This is a genomic window from Streptomyces sp. NBC_00647, from assembly GCF_045207245.1.
Lineage (GTDB): Bacteria > Actinomycetota > Actinomycetes > Streptomycetales > Streptomycetaceae > Streptomyces.
This window is the reverse complement of the sequence record NZ_CP109040.1, coordinates 281,982-303,434: the sequence shown is the minus strand read 5'-3', so window position 1 is coordinate 303,434 and position 21,453 is coordinate 281,982. Positions and strand designations below refer to the sequence as shown.

Sequence of the window (21,453 nt, the reverse complement as noted above, 5' to 3'; positions counted from 1 at the left end):
AGGGTGCGAGCCCTTGCCAGGAGACCCGTACTGGGCTGTTCGCGTGCATGGACGCGCCACGCGGTGCGGGCGCTGCGGGCAGGCCTGCGGGGGCTGCTAGCTTCATGATCGATCCGCCGGTGGCCGCCCGGCTCGTGGGTGAGCCCGAACGTCAGGGCGTGCGTGGGGAGGGTGCGGTGACGGACAGGAGAAGTTCCCCCGAGGGGCCGGCAGTTGCCCCTTTGAGGCGTCGCACTCTCCTGGCCTCGGCCGCGCTGGCGGTCGGCACCCCCGTCGCGACGGCCGCCGCCGCTTCTGCCCCGCAGCGGCCGGAACCCGGACGGCTTCCCCCGCCGCAGAGCGGGACCGCGGTACGTCTGGTCGCCGTTCCGCACCAGCACCGCGACGTCGACTGGCTCAGGGCGGCCCTTCAGGCCGCTGTGGAGATCGAGATCGCCACCATCCCGCCGTATCTGTGCGGCTGGTGGTCCGTCAAGGACCGCAAGAGCGACGTCGCCCGGGTGATCCAGCGCATCGTCTTCGACGAGATGTACCACCTCGGAGTGGTCTGCAATCTGCTCGTGGCCCTGGACGGGCGGCCGCGCATCAAAGAGGGGGCACCCGTCTATCCCGGCCCGCTGCCGGGCGGGGTGCACCCCGGGGCCCGCGTGTACCTGTCGGGCCTGACCCCGGCGCTCGTGCACGACGTGATGATGGCCATCGAGGCCCCCGCGGCACCGGTCACCGGCAGCGTGGACGACCCGCTCAGCATCGGCGTCTTCTACGAGGAAGTACTCAAGACGTTCCGGACCGTCGGACCCGAACTGTCGACCCGCCGGCAGCTGAACGAGCGCATCGGCGGAGACCTTCTCGAGCCGGTCGCCACCCTCGACGACATCGAGCACGCGATCGAGATCGTCCGCGAGCAGGGCGAAGGCACCTCCAGCTCTCCCGCCGACGCTCCGGGCGATGACCATGTGGCGCACTACTACGCCTTCGCCGAGATCTACTACGGCCGCCGGCTGCGCGAGACCGAGGAGGGCTGGCAGTTCACCGGAGCTCCCGTGCCCTTCCCCGACGCACGGCCCATGGCCAGGGTCCCGGCGGGCGGCTGGGACCAGCCTCCCCCCGAGGCCCAGCGGCTCCTGAGCGCCTTCGACAGCACCTACACCGCCGTGCTGGAAGCACTCGATGCGGCGTGGGCCGACGGCGGCCCCGACAGCCTGAACACGGCCGTGCGCACCATGCGCCGACTGGAGAGCCCCGCTGTGGAGCTGATGGAGATCCCGATCTCCGGAACCCTGGAGACGTACGGCCCGCAGTTCCGCCCGAGCTGAACACAGGCCACTGCCCGCGGGCTTCCTGCCCCCCGGCACCGCCGCGGAGAGGACCGGCGATGCTCATCGACGGCCAGTGGTACGAGTTCCGCGGGATGCCGGGATGCCGGGATGCCGGGATGCCGGGGTGCCCTGTGCCGGCAGCCTTACCGCGCCGCCCGGCCCGTCGCGCAACTCCTCCCGGAACGTGCCGCGTCAGGCGGCACCGCCAGGTGGGCCGGAGATAGCGAGCAGCGCGGCGCGCGCGGCACCGCACAGCGCGTCGTCCTCGGGAACGGAGCGCCAGGTTCCGTGCCGGACGGGCCGCTCGTCGGTGTCGAGGAACGCCCTCAGGACGGGCCCCGCGGGGGCGGCGTCCGCGCCCATGTCGGCCAGCAGCTTCACCGTTTCGACGACCGCCGGATAGGCGCCGCCCCGTTCGGCGAACGGGGTGATCGCCCGGACGAGGACCGGGACGACCTCGTCGGCCCGGCCGGTGATCCGCCACAGCGCCTCGCCGACGCGCAGCGGCAGCCAGCCCGTCTGGTGCTGGGGCAGGAGCTCGCGCAGCCGTGCGGCGTACGGGGCGCCCGCCCGCCCCAGTTCCCCCAGCAGCACCGCGGCACTCTCGCGGCCGTACAGCTCGCCGAGCTGCGGAAGCAGCAGATCGAGTGCGGGCCCGCGGTCGCCGGTCAACCGCCCGTAGGCGAGCGCCAGGCAGCGCGGCGCGAACGACTGGCCCGCGGGCGGGTTGCCGAGCAGGGCGCGCAGCCGTTCCCGGGGCACCGCCTCGGCCGCGGCCGGCCCGATCGCGGCGAGGGCGTCCAGCGCCCACACCGCGGCGTCGGTGTCCAGCAGGCCGAGCAGGTCCGGGATCGCGGGGGTGGCCGCCGTACCCCATGACTCCAGCAGCTGGCACAGAGCACGGCGTTCGTCGAGGGTGGAGGCGGCGGCGAGCCGGGCGCGCACCGGGGGCAGCAGCACGTCGGCGTGGGCGCCGAGTCCTCCGGCGACCTCGTTCAGGCTCAGCTCGTACGTCCACCAGCCGTCGGCGTGGGACGCGTGGTGGGCGAACCCGGTCCGCGCCTCCCTCAGACGCCGCGCCAACGGGGCTACGCACCGCACGTCACCGAGCCGCGACAGGGCCCAGAGCGCTTGCGACCGGGCGGGCAGATACGCCTCGCCCTCGCCCTCGTCGTCCCTCACCATGGCCGCCAGCGCGTCCGCCCAGGGGAGAGCGGCGTGCCCGCACATGCCCAGGACCCGGGCGGCGAAGAGCCTGTTGTCGGGCTCGGGGTCGGACAGCGAACGGGCCACCGCCGGCAGCAGCTCCGCGACGGCCGAGCGCCGGGCGCTGAGCTCCTGGGCGGCCACCTGCAGCGCGCCCGCCCGCACGGCGGGGTCCCGGTGCCCGAGCAGCCTGCGGGTCGCGTCGGCCCGGCCCGCCCGGTCCGCTCCCAGCAGGCCGACGGCCCAGACGACCGTCGCCTTGACCGCCCCGCCGTCCGGCCGCCACGTCGCCGGTTCACTGCCGGACAGCACCTCGGACACCGTCCGCGGGTACGCGGCATCGTCCTGCCCCGGCAGCGCGCGCCGCAGAGCCTGTACGGCGACGAGGCGTACGGCAGGGTCGGCCGCGTCCATGAGGTGTCGCAGCCAGCCCAGGGACGCGCCCCGCTGTTCACCGGCGTGAGCGGTCAAGGAGCCGACGGAGTCGATGAGTTGGAGCCGCGTCCGCGGATCGGGTTCCACGCCCCACCGGTCCCGCAGGGCAGCGATCGCCTCGTCGGCCCGGCGGTGGGCCTCGGCGAGGGCGTCGGCGACGGCGATGCGGTTCACCGCCACCGGGTCGTCGAGCAGCGGCAGCAGGTCCGGCACCGCCAGGTCCCACGCGGCGGCCCAGCCGGGGGTCACGAAGCGGGGTTGGGCGGTGTTCCCTGCGCCGGCCAGGGACCCGACGAGGTAAAGGAGTTCGCCGCGGACGTCCGCGGCGATGGCCGGGTCCGCGGCGGCCGCGACGACGTAGGGGAGAGCGGCCGGAGCCGAGGAGTAGACCCCGCCGCCCTGATGGTGGACGTGGGTCAGCAGATCATCGGCAGCGGCGGCGGCCTTCTGCGGCCGGTACAGATCCCGCAGCATGCCGGGCACGTCCCCGGCCGCCCCGTAGGCATGCCTGAGCGCCGGCCAGTCCACGGCGTCGAGCCGCGCGAGAGCATCGCTCACCGGTGGCTCACCCCGACCCGCCCCGCGACCACGAAGAGGACAGGAGAGCCACCGTCGCGGACGACCGGCCCCTGGTGACCCACGCCGTTCCACAGCCCGCTCCGGACCCGCCCGTTGTCCTCACCGCCCAGACATGCGAAAGCGGCGGCCAGCCCGCCGGAACGTCTCACGATCATGACACCGGATCCTTTCAGGCCCGGACCCCCACAACCATTCTCCCCGGCACCCGCACCGCCCCGGCACCGAAGCCGTCCGGCCCGCACCGGCTGAGTACGATCACCCACGCCGGTCTGAGTACACGAGCGGTTGCCCGCCGCGCACGCCGTCGGAAGGGTGGAACCCATGCGCCGACTGCTGCTGCTCGCCCCGCTGTTGCTGTTCACCGCCGGCTGCGGAGTGGTGCAGTCCTCCAACGACGAGGCGACGGACGCCGCACGGGAGGTGGCCCGGAACGCGGGCGAGCGGCTCTACGGCCAGCGGCCGCGCACGGCGGAGGAGGTCGGGCGCTCCGCCTCCAACATCGACGGGGTGGAGGTACTGCGGCTGACGGGTACCTCGACACACGACGGAGACGGCATCGATGTGGTCGTCCGCACATCCGGCTCGGCGTACAGCAGAGGGCTCGACCCTCAGGAGGTCGTCGTACAGCGCTGCTTCGCGGTGCGGGTGTCACCCAAGTCGCAGTGGAGTGAGGATCCCCGCGACGTGGACTGCCCGGACGGCCCTCCACTGACCTTCGCCCCGCCACCCGAACCGCCCCGGCTGCCCTACGAGGAGCTCCGCACGAAACTTCCCCGGGTGCCGCAGGGCGGCCGGGCGGACGAGGCCGAGGTACGCCGTAGCCTCGCCGCCCTGGATCTGGATCCGGCGATCCGTACCGAGGTGAAGGCGGACGGCGGCCGGGTCGGCGTTCTCCTGTCGGTGAAGGGCAACGGCTTCGACGCGCAGGACTGCCTTCTTGCCCGCGTGGGCCCCGGCGCCACCGAGGTGTGGGTGCCGCCCCGGATCCAGCGGATGCCCGGAGAGGGCGGCTGCACCGTCGGCAACGCCCTGGACCCGAAACCGTCACCGCACTGACGGGATGCCTGACTCACTCGGGCCACGGGCCCGCGGGAGCCAGGCACCCCGTTCAGGATCGGCAGCCGGGGTGAAGCGGCGCGACCACCGCGAAGCGCGCCGGGTCGCACCAGGGCGATCCGTACCGGCTGTGGGACAGCACCACCACACCCCAGCCAAACCTCAGGCCGGCCACCCCGATCAATCGCGGGTCAGCCCGCCGGCCGCGGAACATGTTCACCGCCTGCGCCCCACCACCCCCGCGATGTCACATCCGGCGGGGCTGTCTCGTCCCAGATCTCGGAGAGGGACTTCAACAGCAGGAGGGTGATGGTCATGCGGGTGTTCGTGGCGGGCGGGACCGGGGTCCTGGGGCGGCGGCTGGTGCCGCAGCTCGTGGCGCGCGGCCACCAGGTGACGGCCACGACGACGAGCGCGGCCAAGCTCGGCCTGGTGGAGCGGCTGGGTGCCGGGGCGGTGGTGATGGACGGACTGGACGCGGTGTCCGTCGGTGAAGCGGTGGCGGCAGCCCGGCCGGACGTGATCGTGCACCAGATGACCGGGATCTCCATGGCGCACGCCGGCAAGCCCGACCTGAAGCACTTCGACCGGTGGTCCGTCCCCACCGTCCGGCTGCGCACCGAGGGGACGGACCACCTGCTGGCCGCGGCCGAGGCGACCGGCGTCCCCCACTTCGTCGCGCAGGGCTACGCGAACTGGAACGGCATCCGCGAGGGCGGATGGGTCAAGACCGAGGACGATCCGCTGGACCTGCACGAAGGGACGGCCGCGCACACGGCGATGGCGGCGCTGCGCCACGTCGAGGACACGGTCGGCGCGGCCGGCGGCGCGGTGCTGCGCTACGGCGCGTTCTACGGTCCCGGTGCCAGTGACGACCAGCTCGTGCTGGTGCGCAAGCGGCAGTTCCCGCTGGTCGGGGACGGCACCGGCTACGCCTCCTGGATCCATCTCGACGACGCGGCGAGCGCCACCGTCCTGGCCGTCGAGCAGAAGGCGAGAGGAGTGTTCAACATCGTCGACGACGAGCCGGCCCCGGAGAGCGAGTGGCTGCCCCATCTGGCGGCGTGCGCGGGGGCGAAGCGGCCGATGCGGGTCCCGGTCTGGCTGGCCCGGCTGCTGGCCGGGCCGGTGGTGGTGACGATGATGACCGAAGGCCGCGGCTTCTCCAACGCCAAGGCCAAACGGGAGCTCGGCTGGCAGCCGCGCTATCCGTCGTGGCGGCAGGGCTTCCAGGAGGCGCTGGCGTGACCCGCACCGAGGAGTTCGAAGAGCTGCGGCCGCTGCTGTTCTCCATCGCCTACCGGATCCTGGGCAGCGTGAGCGAGGCCGAGGACGCCGTCCAGGAGACCTGGCTGCGCTACGAGCTGTCCGCGACCCGGCCCGCGTCGGTGAGGGCGTTCCTGTCGGCCGTGGTCACCCGGGTCTCGATCGACGTCCTGCGCTCGGCCCGCCTGCGACGCGAGGAGTACGTCGGGCCGTGGTTCCCCGAGCCACTGCTCACCGACCCCTACGAGGACCCGCAACAGTCGGCGGAACTGGCCGACTCGCTGTCGATGGCGTCCCTGCTGCTGCTGGAACGGCTCTCCCCGCTGGAGCGGGCGGTGTTCGTGCTGCGGGAGGTGTTCGCCTTCGGCTTCGCGGACATCGCCTCGGCGGTGGGCAGGTCGCAGGCGGCATGCCGCCAGCTCGCCGTGCGGGCGCGTCGCCACATGGACGCGGGCCGGCCCCGGTTCGAGGCCGACCGCAAGGAACGGGAGGAACTCGCGGAGCGGTTCTTCGACGCCGTCCGCGAAGGCAACGTCGAGGGCCTGCGGAAACTGCTCGCCGCCGACGTGTCGATGCTCGGCGACGGCGGCGGCAAGGCCCCGCAGTGGGCCAGGGGATTCACCGGCGCCGACGCCGTGTCCCAGGTGCTCGCCACCCTCTTCCCGCCGTTCGTCCGGATCGGCGGCATCGTGGAACCGCACCAGGTGAACGGTCAGCCGGGCGCGATCTTCCGCGACCGGGACGGCAAGGTCCTCAACACCTGGACCCTCGACATCCTCGACGGGCGGATCCAGACGATCCGCACAGTCAGCAACCCCGACAAGCTCGCACACGTGGGCCCCGTGGCGGACGCCTGGGCGGTCCTGCGCGAGACACAGCAGTTCCTTGCGGACGCGGACTGACCCGAAGCGCTCACCGCACTCCAGACCTGCTGCGCCGGGCGCCGTCGGTCCCCGGGGGCCCGGCGCAGAGACAGGTACCCACCGCATCGCGGACAGCCAGGTATTTCGACACGGCGGCCCCGGACCGCTCGGGGAAGCACCACGGACGGCAACGGCTTGCCGCGCCCCACCAGAGACCAGGCAGCGACAGACCCAGCGCACCACAACCAGAACCAGAAATAGAACCAGAACCAGAACCAGAACCAGAAATAGAACCAGAACCAGAACCAGAAATAGAACCAGGCCCAGGACCAGCACAGGAGAATCGGACATGACCAGGATCGGCATCATCATCGGCAGTACCCGCCCCGGCCGCCACGGCGACCGGGTGGCCTCATGGGTGCGGGACCTGGCGGCCGAACACGCCGGTGGCGCCGCGGAGTTCGAGCTCGTGGACTTGAAGGACTACGCGCTGCCGCTGCTCGACGAGCCCGTGCCCGCGGCCATGGCGCCCGGCCGGCAGCCGCACACCCGGCGCTGGGCCGAGCGGATCGGCCCGCTGGACGCCTTCATCGTCGTCACCCCCGAATACAACACCGCCCCGCCCGCCGCCCTGACCAATGCCATCGACTACCTCTACGAGGAATGGGGCGGCAAGCCCGTCGGCTACGTCGGCTACGGCATCTTCGGCGCGGTCATGGCGGTGCAGAAACTGCGCGCGCAGGCGGGCCCGCTGCGCATGGCGGACATCGGACCTCAGGTGGCACTCTCGCTGCGCGAGGACTTCGTGGCCTTCACGGACTTCCGGCCGCAGGACCTGCACGTGGCGCAGGTCCAGGAACTGGTCGACGAACTGCTGGCATGGGCGAAGGCGCTCGGCCCGCTGCGCGCAGCTTCCCGGGCCGCTGCCTGAACGGGAGCGGTCTACCGGAGCCGGGGACGCCGTGGTCAGCGAGGCCCGGGTTCTGCTCCCAGGAAGATGTACCGATACAATCCGTAGTACCGTGTGTATCGGTAGATCCGGACCGCAGCGGAGGAGCCCGACATGCCAGCAGCAGGGGAGGCTGAACGCGCCCCGAACGTTGCCAGGGCTGTGTGGGAAGCTGCCGGCGCACGGGCCAAGTCTGAGGGCCTGCCCCTTATTTGGGTCATGAGCCGCGCTCTCGCCGAGTACGCCGCCGGGACACTGCCTCTGCCCCGTAGCCTTACCAGCACCAAGGCGGGCAACCGTCGCGGCCGCAGTGTGTTCGCGACAGATGAGGTGTGGTCCGGCGCCGACGAGCGACGTGTGAAGGATGCGGTCCGCTCGATGTCCGCGCTCTGCGAGATCTTGTTGGACGCCTACGCTCGCGGCGACATTCATCCCTACGCCCGCATGGTCACCACCGCCCAGCGTGAGGTCCTGGCCGCGTCACAATCGACTGAGGGCGACGCCTCCTTGGGCACGCTGCCTGCGTCCGTAGCTGCCTGACACGCCCGGCCATCGCGAAGGAGAGCCTGCATAGTGAGCACTTCCACCGTCGGGATGCGGGGATCGGTTCCTCCTATGCCTGATCGCACTCCCAAGGCGCTGCGCGCGGCCATCGCACAGCACACGCCCAAGCTTCTGCCCGACTTCGACCGCAACTGGCGCGAGAAGATCGCCGACGCCTACGACCTCGCCCCCGTCCCCGCTTTCATGGCCCGCTGGTGGGCAGAATTCGCCCTCGCCCGAGACCCCCGGCTGGAGGCCGAGGTCCACCGCCTGGAAGACGAGGCATCCCAGGCCACGGACAACGCCCACGCCAAGAGTCTCGTGGAAGAGGCCGGGCGGCTGCGCCGCGAGGCGAGCAAGGCGGAACCCGGCCAGTGACAGACGGATTCATGGGTCCTCCCTGGCAAGCTGACTGGACCAAGGAAGCCGAAGACAACAGAAATGCCCTCCCCGCAGCGGCCCGCGCTCTGGTTGACGCTGCTCGTGCCGAGCTTGTCATTGCGAAGGACCCGTACTTCCGGGGCGTCGACACGGCCGCAGACCTTCCTGTCGGCATGAGCGTCGAGCCCGTCCAGTCCACCCGCCCCGGGGGAGCCCACGTCGTGTACTTCGACCACGGCCGAGGATGGCTGCGGTATGTCTTCACGCCCCGCACGGCCGACCCGCAGATCGTCATCGACGAGTGCGTCTGGCAGTAGGTCGGAGCACCTGGCTCTGCCCACGAGAACGGGTGGCTCAAGTTCTGTGATCGGCAACTTTGGGCTGTTCGGCGAGAGAACTAACAGGGGGTCTTCCTGAGGCCCGAGGCGGCATGAATGCGGCTGATGCTCTGTCGCCACTTCGGTCATCGGGGTGTCTCATCCCAGCCTTGGCGTCCTGGCCGACCAGTCGCCCCAAGCGGAGCTGCGGCTGGGTCAGGTGGTGAGGGTCCTCGGAGCGCGGTTCAGGTGGTGGGTCGCCAGGCGGCTTCGGCGGTCTGGATGTCGGGGTGGCAGGGGAAGACCTGGTCCAGGCCGACCATGCGGAAGATCCGGCTGATGTGGTCGGGGACCGCGGCCAGGGCGACGCCCGCGTCGGTCGCCAGGGCGTGGTTGCGGGCCGCGATCAGGACGGTGATGCCGGTGGAGTCGCAGAAGGTGAGGCCGCCGAGGTCCAGGACGAGTTGCCGGCCCGGTTGCAGGCCGAGGCCGGCCAGTGTGGTGCGGACCTGGTCGGCGGTGTGGAAGTCCAGTTCTCCGGCGAGTTCGATGACCACTCCTGTGGGGGTGGTGCGGCTGTGGAGGGTCAGGTGCTGTGTCACTGCCGCTCTTCCCTGGGGGGTCGGGGCACGTGGATGGCCAGGACGGCGGTGTCGTCGTCCACGCCGGTGCCGAAGGTGTCGAGCAGGTCGCGGATCGCGTCGATGGTGTCCGAGGCGGTGGTGGGCGCCAGACCGCGGGCGAAGTCGAGGAGGGCGTCGTCGCCGTATCGGTCGGCGCCGGCGTTGATGTGGGCTTCGGTGAGCCCGTCGGTGTGCAGCAGCAGGGTGTCGCCGGGGGCCAGGTGGACGGTGGTGGTGGCGATGTGGGCGTCGGGCAGGACGCCGATGAGCTGTCCGCCGGGGGTGTGCAGATAGTCGGCGGTGCCGTCGGCGCGCATCAGCAGTGCGGGGGGATGACCGCCGCTGGCCAGGGTGATGTGGAATCCGCCCCGCTCGTGGTCGGGGGTGAGCAGGCCGAAGACGACGGTGCAGAAACGGGGGTCGGTTCCGTTGTACTCGTGGTTGAGGACCGTGTTGAGGTTGTCCAGGACGGCCGCCGGGTCGGGGTCGTAGACGGCGGCGGCGCGCAGCGTGTAGCGGACCAGGGAGGTGACGGCCGCGGCGGCGGCGCCCTTGCCGCAAACGTCGCCCAGGAACAGTCCCCAGGTACCGGCGGCCAGGGGGAACAGGTCGTAGAAGTCGCCGCCGACCTGGTCGACGGAGGCGATGTGGTAGTGCGCGGAGACCTCCAGTCCGGGCACGTTCGCCAGCGCCGGCGGGAGCAGCGTCTTCTGCAGGGTGGTGGCCAGCCGCTGAAGGCGCTCGCGCTCCAGTTCGGCCTCCTTGCGGGCGCGCAGCAGCTCGGTCTCGTAGGCGCGGCGGTCGCGGGCGTCGAAGAGGGTGGTGCGGATCAGCAGCGGCTGCCCGTCGTCGCCCGTTTTCACGGTCGAGGTGACCAGGACCGGGATACGGGAGCCGTCTGCGGCCTTGAGCTCCAGGGCGATGCCGCTGATCTCCCCCTGCATCCGCAGCAGTGGCGCGAAGTGGGTCTCGTGGTAGATCCGGCCTCCGACGGTGAGCAGGTCGGAGAAGTGCTTGCGGCCCAGAAGGTCGTCGCGCCGGTAGCCGAGCCAGTTCAGCAGGGTCGTGTTGACCTTCGCGATCCGGCCGTCCAGCAACGTGGACAGGTAGCCGCAGGGCGCGTGCTCGTACAGGTCCTCGGCGCTGTCCTCCAGCAGTGCCGAGAACTGCGCCTGCTCGTCCGCCGTCCCGCCCGTCCCGCCCGGCCCGTCGGGTCTGTCCGCGCCGCCTTCGCCGTGGCTGTCGGTCTCGCACATCAAGCGGCGGCCCCCGCGAACGCGGCGATCGCCGCGGCGGTCTCCTCGGGGGCGGCGAGCTGCGGGCAGTGCCCGGTGGCGTTCAGCGTGATCAGGCGGCTTCCCGGGATCTGCGCGTGGACGAACGCACCCACCTCCGGTGGGGCGATCGCGTCGCTGGAGCACTGGGCCACCAGGGTGGGCACCTCCACCGCCGCGAGGTCGGCGCGGTTGTCCGACAGGAACGTCACCCGGGCGAAGACGCGGGCGATGGCCGGATCGGTGCGGCAGAAGCTGTTGGTCAGCTCCTCGCCCAGTTCCGGCCGTTCCGGGTTGCCCATGATGACCGGTGCCATCGCACCCGACCAGCCCAGGTAGTTCGCTTCCAGCGACTCGAGCAGTTCCTCGATGTCCTCGGCGCTGAATCCGCCCCGGTACCCGGTGTCCGGGTCGTCGACGAAGCACGGTGAGGGCGCCAGGAGCACCAGGCCGGCGAACGCCTCGGGGTCCCGGGCGGCGGCCAGTACTCCCATCATCGCGCTCACCGAATGGCCCACGAACGTCACGGGACCGAGTGCCAGTTCCCGGCACAGCTCCAGCACGTCGTCCACGTAGCCGTCCAGGGTCGCGTACCGCTCCCGGCTCCACGCGGACAGATCCGACCTCCCCGCTCCGACATGGTCGAAGAGGACGACGGTGAAGTCGCGCTCCAGGGCCGGCACCACCAGCCGCCACATGTTCTGGTCGCACCCGAAACCGTGCGCCAGCATCACCACCGGAGCACCGGCCCGCCCGGTCACCGTCACGTGGTTCCTGCGCCGCACATCCATGCGACTCATCCTCGCAGACCCGCCCGACAGGGTTCTTCAGCGTCCTGGCCGCGTCCAGGATGCTCTCCTCCGCGCCGCTGCACGCGGTTCCGGTCGTCGTGATTTCTTGTGCTGTGGTCGTGGGGTCGCTGTCCCTCCTCTGTCCGGGCGGCCGTCTCGCGGCTACGCAGGCCGTTGCGGTGACGGCGCCCGGGTCCCCGGATTTCCCGGGGGCTGACGCGGCCCGGCTCGGTTGCCGGAGGTGTACCGGTCCTGGCCGGGTCTGTTGTTGGCTGTGGTGAAAGAGGGGTACTCGGGGCGCAGGTCGAGCAGGTGGCCTTCCCTGCTGGGGACTGACTCGGCTCAGGTTTCCCTGGTTCGGCCACTTGTGCTGGGGAAACCGTCCATCTGTTGCACCCGCCTGGCGGCGCCTGGCCTGCGGCAGAGCAGGACGGCGGCAGGGGGGGGCAGTGGACTGCGGTTTGGTGTTTGTGGCCCCGGATGAGGGGCACACGGGAATTCGTGCTTCGGACCGAAGGCGCACGCCCTGCGGGGATCTCGACCTCCCTGCCTGCTGCGATCCTTCGGCGGCCATGCAGATCTCCCGCACGGCGAACCCCCTGGCAGACACTGTTCAGGCCGTGCTCGGTATCTGCTTCCGGGCCCGTCCTGAACCCCGCGTTCAGGAGCGATTGCCGTGCTCACCGATATGACCCCGAACCGTCCGCAGGTCGACAGCACCTCTACCCCTGCCCTTTCCGCCGCACGCCGCACCCATGACGAACCCCCCCGATCCGCCGCCCTCTTCGAGCGACTGGTGGAACTCGAGCAAGGGCCGGAACGCGACGCCGTCCGCGACGAGCTGGTGAAGGCCTGGCTGCCCATGGCCCACCGCATCGCCGGCCGTTTCCGCGACCGCGGCGAAGCCCTGGAAGACCTGCACCAGGTAGCGGCCCTCGGACTGGTCAAGGCCATCGACCGCTTCGATCCGGCCCGGGGGGCCTTCGAGAGTTACGCCGTTCCGACCATCACCGGCGAGGTGAAGCGGCACTTCCGGGACCGGACGTGGGCCCTGCGGGTGCCCCGCCGGGTGCAGGAGCTGCGCAACCGGGTACGTCTGGCACGCCGCGACCTCACTCAGCGCCCCGGCAGCCCCGAACCCACCCCCGCCGACATCGCCGCTCATACCGGCCTCACCGAGGAAGAGGTCGTCACGGGCCTGGAAGCGCTGGAGAGTTACAGCACCCTCTCGCTGGACGCCGCACTGGCCACCGCCGACGACGGATACAGCCTCGCCGACACTCTGGGCATCACCGAATCCTCCTACGACGTCGTCGTCGACCGGGAGGCGGCCCGTAAGGCGCTGCGCCGGCTCCCGGAACGCGAGCGGACCATCCTCTACCTGCGTTTCTTCGAGGACATGACGCAAAGCCGCATAGCCGACCAGCTCGGCTTCTCCCAGATGCACATCTCCCGGCTCATCGCCCGCAGCTGCGCCCACGTACGCAGTGAGGTGCTGGGGGAGTGCGAGTGTCCCACCGGCTCCGGCAGGGCCTCCGCCGCGTAAGGGCTCTGCCGATGAGCCGGGTGGCCGCTTCCCCAAGTCCCACACACGATGTCAGGACAGTTCACACGAGGCCCCAAGCCTCAGCCCCAAGGAGTTGCACCGATGCTGATGCCCCTCCCCGCCACTCTGCGCCGGCTCGTCGCGGAGTACGAGACGCTCCTCGCCGCGGAAACGCTCGGTGGAGCGACGCCGCCCAGCCAGCGCCTGCGCGACCTCGCCTACACCCTGTGCGTGTCCACCGGGACTCGCGAGATCGCCGACGCCCTCGACACCGCCCGCTCCTACCTGGCCAGGACAGCCGTCGCACCCGCCGCCGGCTCCGCTGCGGCCATGAGGCCCGGACCCGGACGCCGGGCAGGCGCCGCATCCCCTAAATCGGCAGCCGTTGCAGCCGGTTTCCACCGCGATGCCGGTGAACCGTCTGCCGGCCGGCGTGATCTCACCCTGCGCCCGGGGCACCGGCCCACGGCGCCTGTCACGAGCGCAGGAAAGGGAAGCGGAGAATGAGGATGAGGTGGTGGACATGATCGAGCGTTCCGTGATCGTTCACCCGCCCACGAAGGGGGCCGGCCGACCGGTCTGGGTGGACGGAAAGTCTGCAGGCACGGTCCGCAGCCTCCGTGCGCTGACCGAGCTGCTGCACCGAGAGGGGTTCGAGGGCCTGGACGAGATCGACGTGGCCGAACTGCCGATCATCGAGTGGCACGGAGGAGGGCCAGAAATCTGGACACCTTGGGCCCATCCCTGGCCAGCCAGCGGGCAAAGACAACCTGACCCGCGGTGACGAGCGCGGTGCACGGCTCGCATCACCCGGCCCTGCCCGGCGTGCCCCGCCATGCACCCGCCTCCCCGCCCATGTGGCCCGCCGCCATGCACCGCCTACGGCGCCGCACAACAATCCAGTCCGGCTCCACAGAAGCTGCCTGCCCTGTTGTGTGCCGGGCCGGAGTTCGCAGCACATGGCGGGTACCCACAGCGTGATCGAGGCCGTGCTGGCAACCGGGAGGGATGCGGGGCGCGGGCCAGAAATGGAGAGGGCGCAAGGCCCCGCCCTGGCACCGGCATCCGCCCGGCCGACGAGATCTCCCTCTTGAACCCTCCCTGGGCCATGAGCCCGCCCCGTCATCGAAGGAAAGGGCAGTCATGCGTATGGGTCGCCGTTCGACGCTCACCCGCTGGCAGCGCTGGCGCTCCGGGCCCACCCTGCGCATTCCGCGCGGGGCGGACGACGTCGAGAACGCCAACCGCAGGTTCCTGCTGTACGGCGTCATGCCGCTGTGGTTCGTCCCGGCCGTCGCCGACTGGGTGATGCACCGCCGCTCGGACATCGAACACACCAGCGGCGTACAGGAATCAGCGGTCCACGCCCTCATGATGACCGAGGCCGGCATCCCGGTGGTCGCGGGCCTGACCGCCAGGGTCAACCCGCTGGTCCTCTCGCTCATGGGCGGCGCGGCCCTCGCACACGGAGCCACCGCACTGTGGGACGTGTCGCTGGCCACCGACAAACGTGAAGTGCGGCCCGTTGAGCAGCACATCCACAGCTTCCTCGAAGTGCTGCCCTTGACCGCCGCCGCCTTCACCACATGCCTGCACTGGGACCAGGTCCGAGAGACCCTGAAGGGCGGCGGCCGCCCCGACAACTGGAAGCTCCTGCCCAAGCAGCGCCCGCTGCCGGCCAGCTACCTCGGCGCGATCGCCGCCGGCGTCGGAGTGTGTGTGGCCCTGCCGTACGCGGAAGAGATGATCCGCTGTATACGGGCCCGCCGGAACCGTGACAGCGATGACCTGCGGTCGTGACAGGCCTGCTCCTCTGCTGCTGCGGGCGGAGAAGGACCCCGGTCTCAGCTCGGTGCAGATACCGGCAAACAGTTTCCCGCAGGACCCCAGCCGGTGAACCGTTCCGCGATGTAGCCGGGATTGATGCGCGAGCAGCACGAACGCCGGCAGGAGTACCGCGGCTTTGCCGAGGTCCCCCCTTGAGGACCAGCCCCGTCGCAACGCCTGAGTCGCCCAGCACGAACGGACACCATCGGTGTGTCCCCGCCGAACAACCATGCGCATCCCATGACCGATAATGATCAAGGAAATGGGGTGTTTTGATGACGGTCTTCCAGTGCCGCAATTGCCACCGTGCAGCAACGCCGATGCTCATTGAGCGGCCTCTGCCGGGTCCTGATGGGGATGAAGGGTGGTACCGGCCGGAGGCGTCCCCCTCGGACGAGCGCGGGCATTCCACTGAACCCATCGTGCGGATGCCTCCGGGGACGTTCGCCGTCGACCCCGAGCCGTCCGGCCCGCCGTACGTACTGGACGAGTCGTCCGGCTTCCTGGTGGAGTCCGGGCCGAGCGGCACCATCGTGCTCCATCCCGGCGACGGCCCGGGACTGGAGGCGCACCCCGACATCGCTATGCGCCGCGGCTACTGCTGTGGGATGGACGGCGAGTGGGGGCCCAACCTGGTATGCACGTGCGGCGCGGTCATCGCCACCGTTTACTCGGACTGTTATCAGGTCCAGGAGATACGACTGCAACCCGACGCGGTCGAGCGCTGCGATTGACCGGCAGGAGGGTTGTGCCTGTGCTGTACGGGCACTCGGCTGGTGAAACTGCGCGGAGGTACTGAGATGAGTGCCGGAGAGAAAGCCAAGGCAAAGGCCGAACAGGTAGCCGGAAAGACCGTGCGGAAGGCTGCCCACGCGATGCACAAGAACACCCTCGAGGCCAAGGGCGCCGCCCTCGAAGCACGCGGCATGATGCGGGGCGCGAAAGAGAAGACCAAGGGCTCCATCAAGCGCTGACAGCATCGTGCCGGTGAGTCACTGTGGACGCCGTCGCCGAAATCCGCCTGGCGGCGCGCGTCGGCACTCGTGTGCGCGGGCGACCGTGATGCGGGCCTTGGCCCGGTGGTTGCTGCCCTCCGCCCTTGGCCTTGCGGCGTGCAGTGGTGGCTGCGCGGCCGTTGGGAGTCGTGCGGTCGCAGGAGGGTGATCGATCCAAGATGCCTGAGTCTTCCACGGCCTGTCCCTGACGCGCAGAGCCGACATCACGCCCGGCGACCCGGTGGAGCACCGTGCCTTCCCACGAGGCTGCCCAGCCAGCCGAACAGGAAGCCGGCGGGAATCGACACGAGGACGACCGTCTGCAGGGGGAACCAGTCGATGCGCCACTCAGGGAAGAGGGCCAAGGGGTTGCCGGAGAAGACGGGGCTGCAGATCTGTAGTCCGACGGCGCAGAGCAGGCCGCCGTACAGCGTGCAAAGGAGCCCGGCCCGGGTGTAGCCGCTCCAAAAGACGGAGTACACCAGCGCCGGAAGCAGGCAGGAGGCCGCCACCGCCAGGGACATCGCCGTCAGGAACAGGACGTTCCATCCCTGGACCCAGACCGCCAGCACGATGCACAGCGCACCGACCCCGGCGGACGCCAGGCGAGCGGCGGCCACCTCCCGGCCCTCGGTCGTGCGCCCGCGGAGCAGCGCCTTCGTGTACAGGTCGTGGGCGATCGCTCCTGCAGCGGCCAGGGTGATGCTCGCCACCGCGGCCAGCGTGGTGAGGAACACCGCGGAGGAGACCAGGGCGACGAGAAGTGCCCCGTTCGCGTCGGCGGACGCGCCGCCCGCCAGTTCGCCGGTGAGCAGCAGCAGGGCGCTGTTGCCTCCGGGATCGGCGGCGATGATCGTGGGTGCGCCGACCAACGCGGCGGCCGCGAAGCCCATCAGAGCTGTCATGAGGCAGAAAGAGGCGACGATGCCGATCGTATGGCGCACCGTACGGCGCGCGATGGCCGCGTCGGGTGCGGTGCTCAGTTGCAAGGCAACGTGTGGAAGGCACGCCACACCCAGCACGATGGTGATCATCAGGCCGATGAAGTCGAGCGTGCCCGCCCCGTCGCTGCTGCCGGCGTAGCGGAGGCCGGGACGCGTATAACCGGCGGGCCGGCCGCTGCCCTGTCCGGCTGCGTCGATCAGCGCATCGGTGTTCCAGTGAAAACGATGGAGCAGCACAGCTGCCACCGTCAGGGCCGCGCCGAGCAGCACCACCGTTTTGATCGCCTGAATGACGACCGTGCCGCGCATGCCGCCGAACGCCGTGGCGCAGACGACCAAGGCGCCGATCATGACGATGGCTGTCCTCTCGGCGCCGGGCCCGGTCATTCCCAGCAGCGCCGTGGTGGTTGCGCCCGCGCCGGAGAGCTGCACGACCATGACGGGGACGCACACGCTCAGGGTCACGACGGCGGTAGCGATGCGCGCCCCCGGCCCTGGAGCACGCAGGGCGAACGTGTCGCCCAGGGTGTAACCGGCGCGCTCGCGCAGGGGGCGCGCCAGCAGGAGGAGGACGCCCAGCGACAGCGCGGTGCACAGGGTCATGAACAGACCGTCGTAGCCGAAGACCGCGACACCTCCCGTGTTGCCGAGCACCGCGGCCGTGGGCAGGTAGACGCCGGACAGGACGAGGGCCCCGCGTAGAGGCTTCAGCCTGCGGCCCGCTGTGTAGAACTCGTTGACCCGGTCCCTCTCGGGGCCGCTGAGAACGCAGACGAACAGGATGGGGACGATGAAGGCCAGAAAGCCCAGCAGGACGAAGGCGTGCGTGTCACTGTCCAGGGCGCCGGGCGCGGCGAGCAGGATCTGCTGACTCATCTGCTCTCCTCCCGGATCTCTTCCGGAGCCGGTCGCGCGTCCGCGCGGCGGTCGTACCGCGCCGCCGTCCACACCAGCAGAGAGCCCTGGACGAGCAGGGCCAGCATGCCGACGGTGGCCTCTCCCCAGACATGGGTGGCCATCAACTCGGCTGCGGAGCAGGCGAGCAGCACGTGCACGGCGAAGGCCGACCCGTTGACCAGGGCGAAGGACACACCTGGGCGGTGTGGCCGTGGACGATGATGAAGGCGGGGGGCGTGCGGGTGGGTCATGGCGGTCTCAGACGAGACGTTGTTCTGGCGGTCGAGCCTGCGCATGGCGGCTCCTTCAGAGTGGGTGGAATCGCAGCGGTGGCACGGCTGCGGCGCGGCCCGTTCAGGCCAGAGGCCAGTGCCGCGCCGGCGTGACCGGGACAATAACGGAACCGGCAGTAACGTATCTAGAGGGAGGCAGGCGGCTTCTGTGGCTCAAGTGCGAATCCAGCCCGGCTGCTTGGGCCGTAGGCCTTGTCTGCCGTGCTCTGCGGGGGACCGGGCCCGCACAGCGATCCACACCGACGGTTGAGGACGCAGCCCGCCGGCACCTGCTGATGGAAATGGCGGCGCGTCCCACCCTCATGAGGGTGGGACGCGCCGCCGGTCCGTGCGAAGAGTTGGGCTCAGTGGGTGGTGAGCATGCCTGTCCGCAGCTTTGCGAGGGTGCGGTTGAGCAGGCGGGAGACGTGCATCTGGGAGACGCCGAGGTGTTCGCCGATCTGGGCCTGGGTGCATTCGTCGACGAACCGCATGTGGATGATGCGCCGTTCGCGGTCGTCGAGTTCGGCTATCAGGGGGGCCAGGGCGTTGAAGTCCTCGACGAGTTCGAGGGCGTTGTCGTCGGTGCCGATGAAGTCGGCCAGTACGGCCTCGCCGTCGTCGCTCGAGCCGATGGTGGCGTCGAGGGAAGCGGACGTGTAGCCGTTGGAGGCGAGGCGTGCTTCGTCGACCTCCTCCTCGCTCAGGCACATCAACTGGGAGAGTTCCTTGACGGTGGGGGTGCGGCCGAGCCGGCTGCGCAGCTCCTCGGTGGCCTTGGCGAGCTGGATGCGGGCTTCCTGCAGGCGGCGGGGGACGTGGACGGCCCACGAGGTGTCGCGGAAGAAGCGCTTGATCTCACCGACGATGTAGGGGACGGCGAAGGAGGTGAACTCGACTTCGCGGGTGAGCTCGAACCGGTCGATGGCCTTGATGAGCCCGATGGTGCCGACCTGGACGATGTCCTCCATCTCGTCCCTGTTGCGGCTGCGGAAACGCGCGGCGGCGAAGCGGACGAGGGTGAGGTTCATTTCGATGAGGGTGTTGCGCGCGTCTTGGTACTCGGGCGTGCCCTCTTCCAGGACGGCGAGCTGGTCGAAGAACAGCTTCGACAACTGCCGGGCGTCCTTGGGAGCGACCTGAGAGGGGTCCGCGATCTCCGGCAGCACCACCGCCTGCGTCTGCGCCTGCGCCTGTGTCTGCGCCGCTGTCCGTGTCTGCGTCTGTGCCGCCTCGGTCACCGTCATGTCGGTCCCCTCCCACATGTTCCACATGGTCCAGCCCCCGTGCAGCCGGCTGCTGGAGGCCGACACCACAGCGCGTACCCGCTGCCGGCCGATGCACACCGGGCGACACCGGAGCGGCTACGTCCCGTGCTGTAACGAGAAGCGGGCGTGGCGGGCGGAGAAGGTCCGCCCGCCACGCCCGCTCGGGCGGCGCCGTGACGTCAGAGGGTATCGAGCAGGACTTTGGCGGCGTGGGGCGGAACTGGCTCACCCCGTCTCGGGATTGGCGACGGTGGACTCCGTGAGGCTTGCCCGTGGCCGCCTGCGTTCGAGGGCGGACGGCGGGCCGCCAAGGTGTGAGGGACGGTCCAGGTCCGAGGGCGGCCCGGCAACCAGAAGCGGGCCGGCCCGAGGTGTCTCGGGCCGGCCCGCTTACGGGGGTCGTGCTGAGGTCAGGCGCGGTGGCTCTGGTAGTACTCGCCGACCTGCGAGTGGTAGCCGACGTCGCCGATGTGCTTGTCCTTGTCGAACTCGGGAGAGTCCTTGATCTGGTCCTTGGTGAGGGCGACGTAGATCTTCCGCTCCTCCTGATCGACCCGCTGCACGGTTCCGGCCGGAAGCAGGACGTGCTTGCCGAAGATCCATACGCCGGTGTCGACGACGAGGTACGCGGAGTTGACGTCGTCCGAGTGCTTGTCGACCTTCCCGATGCTGCCGTCGGTCGCCTCGACCTTGTACCCGGTCAGATCGGTGCCCGCGATGTGGCCGGTGGTCGGCTGGTAGCCCCAGATGTTGTCACTCATAAAACAGCTCCCTCATCAGAATTCTTTACTGCCTGCCGCATGAATGCGGCGTCGGAATAGGCGTCGCAGGACTCTGCGGCGATTCCTCGGATCGTCGAGTGCCCTGCCTTCCGCACCTCACACACTGATGCCCGCCGGAAATGCGGATGGCCGGAAGGGCCCGTGCCCGGAGGCCATGGTTCCTGCTCACGGACCTCCTCCGGCCACCACATCCCGTTTACCCCGCATCGCAGAAAACATCACCTTTGTCCCATCAGTATCAGGGAGACGACACAGGTGGGCCCGGACGCCACGGCGTCCGGGCCCACCTGTGTCGATGTGTTGTCGCAGGCCTTCCTACCAGCGGTACCAGCGGCCCCGCTTGCCGCCACTGGCCGCAGGGCGGATCACGAACCCGAGAACCCACACCACCAGCACGATGACAGCGATCCACCACAGCGCCTTGAGCGCGAAACCGGCACCGAAGAGAATCAGAGCGAGCAGAAGAACAAGAAGAACAGGAACCATAGTTATCAACCTCCGATCCTTCGTGTGCCCGGCCCGACGATCTCCACTCCTGCGGATCTCACCCATTCCTGTGATGCCCGGAGCCGCGAAGTTTCTGGTTTAGGAGAGAAGCTCGGGGTGACACCGGAGGGTGGAAATTTCCTCGAGCAGGACAGGGAGTGAGTGGCTGTGGCTGCGGACAAGAAGGCCCAGGCGAAGACCGAGCAGGCCAAGGGCAAGACCAAGAAGGTCGCCGGGCGCGCGGTGGGCAACGAGTCCCTGAAGGCCAAGGGACAGGCCGAGGAGTCCAAGGGCGACCTGCGCGCGGCCAAGGAGAAGACCAAGGACGCCATCAAGCCCAAGTAGGCGCACCACGCCCGGTCCCGGCAGCAGCTGCCTCCCCGCTGGCTGCCGGGACCGATGCTGTCCGGCGCCGGCAACACCCCTCCACCCGCACTCACGTCAAAACCACAGGTCGCGTCAAGTTGTCGCGGGAGCCGGACGCCCTCTTCTGACGCCCAGGACCGGTCTCGGGGCTGTCAGCGCGCCAGTCTGAGGCGTGCCGTCTCTGCTGCATGGGACGCGGCTTCGATCAGCCCGAGTTTGCCGGCGAGCGTTCCCACGAAGGCATCGACCGCCTCGATCGCGCGGCCCTCCATGGTGTCGGGCTCTGCGAAGTACGCCGCGAACTCTCCGGCACCGATGGTCGCCATGGCGGGCCGACGGGCCTGGTAGTCGGCCCACATCGGTCTGTAGACGGCGCGCACTCGGTCGAGCTCGGTTACCCATGCGTTTCGCACGGTCAGTTGCTGACGTGTGTGACTATTGGCGCCCCTTCGCCGGATGACACCGTTC

At 70.1% G+C, this 21,453-nt stretch carries 26 protein-coding genes; 15 read left to right on the top strand and 11 right to left on the bottom strand.

The features are described from left to right. Positions 1 to 221 precede the first annotated feature (221 nt). The gene (locus OG788_RS01505; protein ID WP_406368606.1) at positions 222 to 1,316 is read left to right on the top strand and encodes a ferritin-like protein; all 1,095 of its coding nucleotides are present in this window, start codon (positions 222 to 224) and stop codon (positions 1,314 to 1,316) included. A 195-nt stretch (positions 1,317 to 1,511) separates the two neighbouring features. On the opposite strand, the gene OG788_RS01500 is transcribed toward OG788_RS01505, so the two are convergent. Next, the gene (locus tag OG788_RS01500; RefSeq protein ID WP_406368604.1) at positions 1,512 to 3,518 is read right to left on the bottom strand and encodes a hypothetical protein; all 2,007 of its coding nucleotides are present in this window, start codon (positions 3,516 to 3,518) and stop codon (positions 1,512 to 1,514) included. Beyond that, the gene (locus tag OG788_RS01495; RefSeq protein ID WP_406368602.1) at positions 3,515 to 3,694 is read right to left on the bottom strand and encodes a hypothetical protein; all 180 of its coding nucleotides are present in this window, start codon (positions 3,692 to 3,694) and stop codon (positions 3,515 to 3,517) included. The genes OG788_RS01500 and OG788_RS01495 overlap by 4 nt, the downstream gene beginning before the upstream one ends. A gap of 166 nt (positions 3,695 to 3,860) precedes the next feature. Between OG788_RS01495 and OG788_RS01490 the strand changes: the two genes are divergently transcribed. The 7 genes from OG788_RS01490 to OG788_RS01460 all read left to right on the top strand — a co-directional run bounded on the left by OG788_RS01490 (position 3,861) and on the right by OG788_RS01460 (position 8,914). Then, positions 3,861 to 4,595 (top strand): translation initiation factor IF-2, encoded by a 735-nt coding sequence (locus tag OG788_RS01490; protein WP_406368600.1) that lies wholly within the window; start codon positions 3,861 to 3,863, stop codon positions 4,593 to 4,595. Between the two features lie 309 nt (positions 4,596 to 4,904). After that, on the top strand, positions 4,905 to 5,843 hold the full coding sequence (locus tag OG788_RS01485) for an NAD(P)-dependent oxidoreductase (RefSeq protein WP_351544613.1): 939 nt from the start codon (positions 4,905 to 4,907) through the stop codon (positions 5,841 to 5,843). Further along, positions 5,840 to 6,763 (top strand): RNA polymerase sigma-70 factor, encoded by a 924-nt coding sequence (locus OG788_RS01480; RefSeq protein ID WP_406368599.1) that lies wholly within the window; start codon positions 5,840 to 5,842, stop codon positions 6,761 to 6,763. The genes OG788_RS01485 and OG788_RS01480 overlap by 4 nt, the downstream gene beginning before the upstream one ends. 310 nt (positions 6,764 to 7,073) lie before the next feature. Further along, complete coding sequence (locus OG788_RS01475) at positions 7,074 to 7,655, top strand: NADPH-dependent FMN reductase (RefSeq protein WP_406368597.1); 582 nt, start codon at positions 7,074 to 7,076, stop codon at positions 7,653 to 7,655. A 237-nt stretch (positions 7,656 to 7,892) separates the two neighbouring features. Next, entirely contained in the window at positions 7,893 to 8,213 is a 321-nt protein-coding gene (locus OG788_RS01470; RefSeq protein WP_406368596.1) for a hypothetical protein, read from the top strand. Positions 8,214 to 8,288: 75 nt separating this feature from the next. Continuing rightward, positions 8,289 to 8,594: a DUF6247 family protein gene (locus tag OG788_RS01465; RefSeq protein WP_406368595.1), complete on the top strand. Its 306-nt coding sequence runs from the start codon at positions 8,289 to 8,291 to the stop codon at positions 8,592 to 8,594. Between the two features lie 176 nt (positions 8,595 to 8,770). After that, positions 8,771 to 8,914: a hypothetical protein gene (locus tag OG788_RS01460; protein ID WP_351134917.1), complete on the top strand. Its 144-nt coding sequence runs from the start codon at positions 8,771 to 8,773 to the stop codon at positions 8,912 to 8,914. Positions 8,915 to 9,159: 245 nt separating this feature from the next. Here OG788_RS01460 and OG788_RS01455 read toward each other — a convergent pair whose 3' ends face one another. From OG788_RS01455 to OG788_RS01445, 3 genes are read right to left on the bottom strand one after another with little or no spacing between them, the layout of a single operon-like run. Then, positions 9,160 to 9,516, bottom strand: coding sequence for an STAS domain-containing protein (locus OG788_RS01455; RefSeq protein ID WP_406368593.1), 357 nt, complete (start codon positions 9,514 to 9,516; stop codon positions 9,160 to 9,162). Beyond that, positions 9,513 to 10,793, bottom strand: coding sequence for a PP2C family protein-serine/threonine phosphatase (locus OG788_RS01450; protein WP_406368592.1), 1,281 nt, complete (start codon positions 10,791 to 10,793; stop codon positions 9,513 to 9,515). The genes OG788_RS01455 and OG788_RS01450 overlap by 4 nt, the downstream gene beginning before the upstream one ends. Continuing rightward, positions 10,793 to 11,602, bottom strand: coding sequence for an alpha/beta fold hydrolase (locus tag OG788_RS01445; RefSeq protein WP_406368591.1), 810 nt, complete (start codon positions 11,600 to 11,602; stop codon positions 10,793 to 10,795). The genes OG788_RS01450 and OG788_RS01445 overlap by 1 nt, the downstream gene beginning before the upstream one ends. Positions 11,603 to 12,278: 676 nt before the next feature. Between OG788_RS01445 and OG788_RS01440 the strand changes: the two genes are divergently transcribed. The 6 genes from OG788_RS01440 (at position 12,279) to OG788_RS01415 (ending at position 15,949) form a co-directional block, all read left to right on the top strand. After that, complete coding sequence (locus tag OG788_RS01440; protein ID WP_406368589.1) at positions 12,279 to 13,148, top strand: SigB/SigF/SigG family RNA polymerase sigma factor; 870 nt, start codon at positions 12,279 to 12,281, stop codon at positions 13,146 to 13,148. Positions 13,149 to 13,250: 102 nt separating this feature from the next. Continuing rightward, positions 13,251 to 13,655: a DUF5133 domain-containing protein gene (locus OG788_RS01435; protein WP_406368588.1), complete on the top strand. Its 405-nt coding sequence runs from the start codon at positions 13,251 to 13,253 to the stop codon at positions 13,653 to 13,655. A 10-nt stretch (positions 13,656 to 13,665) separates the two neighbouring features. Then, positions 13,666 to 13,932 (top strand): hypothetical protein, encoded by a 267-nt coding sequence (locus OG788_RS01430; protein ID WP_406368587.1) that lies wholly within the window; start codon positions 13,666 to 13,668, stop codon positions 13,930 to 13,932. Between the two features lie 365 nt (positions 13,933 to 14,297). Beyond that, on the top strand, positions 14,298 to 14,948 hold the full coding sequence (locus tag OG788_RS01425; protein WP_406376644.1) for a diguanylate cyclase: 651 nt from the start codon (positions 14,298 to 14,300) through the stop codon (positions 14,946 to 14,948). A gap of 455 nt (positions 14,949 to 15,403) precedes the next feature. Then, positions 15,404 to 15,709 carry a hypothetical protein gene (locus OG788_RS01420; protein ID WP_406368585.1) on the top strand — a complete coding sequence of 102 codons (306 nt, stop codon included), beginning with the start codon at positions 15,404 to 15,406 and terminating at the stop codon, positions 15,707 to 15,709. A 66-nt stretch (positions 15,710 to 15,775) separates the two neighbouring features. Next, positions 15,776 to 15,949: a hypothetical protein gene (locus OG788_RS01415; protein ID WP_351544654.1), complete on the top strand. Its 174-nt coding sequence runs from the start codon at positions 15,776 to 15,778 to the stop codon at positions 15,947 to 15,949. 245 nt (positions 15,950 to 16,194) lie between these two features. Here the strand turns inward: OG788_RS01415 and OG788_RS01410 are convergent, their stop codons facing one another. The 5 genes from OG788_RS01410 to OG788_RS01390 all read right to left on the bottom strand — a co-directional run bounded on the left by OG788_RS01410 (position 16,195) and on the right by OG788_RS01390 (position 20,619). Beyond that, the gene (locus OG788_RS01410; protein WP_406368583.1) at positions 16,195 to 17,790 is read right to left on the bottom strand and encodes a cation acetate symporter; all 1,596 of its coding nucleotides are present in this window, start codon (positions 17,788 to 17,790) and stop codon (positions 16,195 to 16,197) included. Then, positions 17,787 to 18,005: a hypothetical protein gene (locus OG788_RS01405; RefSeq protein ID WP_406368581.1), complete on the bottom strand. Its 219-nt coding sequence runs from the start codon at positions 18,003 to 18,005 to the stop codon at positions 17,787 to 17,789. Before OG788_RS01405 ends, OG788_RS01410 begins: the two co-directional genes overlap by 4 nt. Positions 18,006 to 18,448: 443 nt before the next feature. After that, positions 18,449 to 19,330 (bottom strand): RNA polymerase sigma factor SigF, encoded by an 882-nt coding sequence (locus tag OG788_RS01400; protein ID WP_406376643.1) that lies wholly within the window; start codon positions 19,328 to 19,330, stop codon positions 18,449 to 18,451. Between the two features lie 431 nt (positions 19,331 to 19,761). Next, positions 19,762 to 20,112, bottom strand: coding sequence for a PRC-barrel domain-containing protein (locus OG788_RS01395; protein ID WP_406368579.1), 351 nt, complete (start codon positions 20,110 to 20,112; stop codon positions 19,762 to 19,764). 336 nt (positions 20,113 to 20,448) lie between these two features. Then, positions 20,449 to 20,619 carry a hydrophobic protein gene (locus OG788_RS01390; RefSeq protein WP_328557713.1) on the bottom strand — a complete coding sequence of 57 codons (171 nt, stop codon included), beginning with the start codon at positions 20,617 to 20,619 and terminating at the stop codon, positions 20,449 to 20,451. 168 nt (positions 20,620 to 20,787) lie between these two features. Here OG788_RS01390 and OG788_RS01385 point away from each other — a divergent pair, with 168 nt between their 5' ends. Continuing rightward, positions 20,788 to 20,964, top strand: a complete 177-nt coding sequence (locus OG788_RS01385; RefSeq protein WP_406368577.1) for a CsbD family protein — start codon at positions 20,788 to 20,790, stop codon at positions 20,962 to 20,964. A gap of 173 nt (positions 20,965 to 21,137) precedes the next feature. Here the strand turns inward: OG788_RS01385 and OG788_RS01380 are convergent, their stop codons facing one another. Beyond that, the gene (locus OG788_RS01380) at positions 21,138 to 21,398 is read right to left on the bottom strand and encodes a hypothetical protein (protein WP_406368575.1); all 261 of its coding nucleotides are present in this window, start codon (positions 21,396 to 21,398) and stop codon (positions 21,138 to 21,140) included. Positions 21,399 to 21,453 lie beyond the last annotated feature (55 nt).

Coding starts and splice junctions, on each gene's coding strand:
- OG788_RS01495 (WP_406368602.1), bottom strand. CDS start 3,694: ATGATCGTGAGACGTTCCGGCGGGCTGGCCGCCGCTTTCGCATGTCTG.
- OG788_RS01490 (WP_406368600.1), top strand. CDS start 3,861: ATGCGCCGACTGCTGCTGCTCGCCCCGCTGTTGCTGTTCACCGCCGGC.
- OG788_RS01485 (WP_351544613.1), top strand. CDS start 4,905: ATGGTCATGCGGGTGTTCGTGGCGGGCGGGACCGGGGTCCTGGGGCGG.
- OG788_RS01475 (WP_406368597.1), top strand. CDS start 7,074: ATGACCAGGATCGGCATCATCATCGGCAGTACCCGCCCCGGCCGCCAC.
- OG788_RS01470 (WP_406368596.1), top strand. CDS start 7,893: ATGAGCCGCGCTCTCGCCGAGTACGCCGCCGGGACACTGCCTCTGCCC.
- OG788_RS01465 (WP_406368595.1), top strand. CDS start 8,289: ATGCCTGATCGCACTCCCAAGGCGCTGCGCGCGGCCATCGCACAGCAC.
- OG788_RS01460 (WP_351134917.1), top strand. CDS start 8,771: ATGAGCGTCGAGCCCGTCCAGTCCACCCGCCCCGGGGGAGCCCACGTC.
- OG788_RS01450 (WP_406368592.1), bottom strand. CDS start 10,793: ATGTGCGAGACCGACAGCCACGGCGAAGGCGGCGCGGACAGACCCGAC.
- OG788_RS01445 (WP_406368591.1), bottom strand. CDS start 11,602: ATGGATGTGCGGCGCAGGAACCACGTGACGGTGACCGGGCGGGCCGGT.
- OG788_RS01435 (WP_406368588.1), top strand. CDS start 13,251: ATGCTGATGCCCCTCCCCGCCACTCTGCGCCGGCTCGTCGCGGAGTAC.
- OG788_RS01425 (WP_406376644.1), top strand. CDS start 14,298: ATGGGTCGCCGTTCGACGCTCACCCGCTGGCAGCGCTGGCGCTCCGGG.
- OG788_RS01420 (WP_406368585.1), top strand. CDS start 15,404: ATGCCTCCGGGGACGTTCGCCGTCGACCCCGAGCCGTCCGGCCCGCCG.
- OG788_RS01415 (WP_351544654.1), top strand. CDS start 15,776: ATGAGTGCCGGAGAGAAAGCCAAGGCAAAGGCCGAACAGGTAGCCGGA.
- OG788_RS01410 (WP_406368583.1), bottom strand. CDS start 17,790: ATGAGTCAGCAGATCCTGCTCGCCGCGCCCGGCGCCCTGGACAGTGAC.
- OG788_RS01400 (WP_406376643.1), bottom strand. CDS start 19,330: ATGACGGTGACCGAGGCGGCACAGACGCAGACACGGACAGCGGCGCAG.
- OG788_RS01395 (WP_406368579.1), bottom strand. CDS start 20,112: ATGAGTGACAACATCTGGGGCTACCAGCCGACCACCGGCCACATCGCG.
- OG788_RS01390 (WP_328557713.1), bottom strand. CDS start 20,619: ATGGTTCCTGTTCTTCTTGTTCTTCTGCTCGCTCTGATTCTCTTCGGT.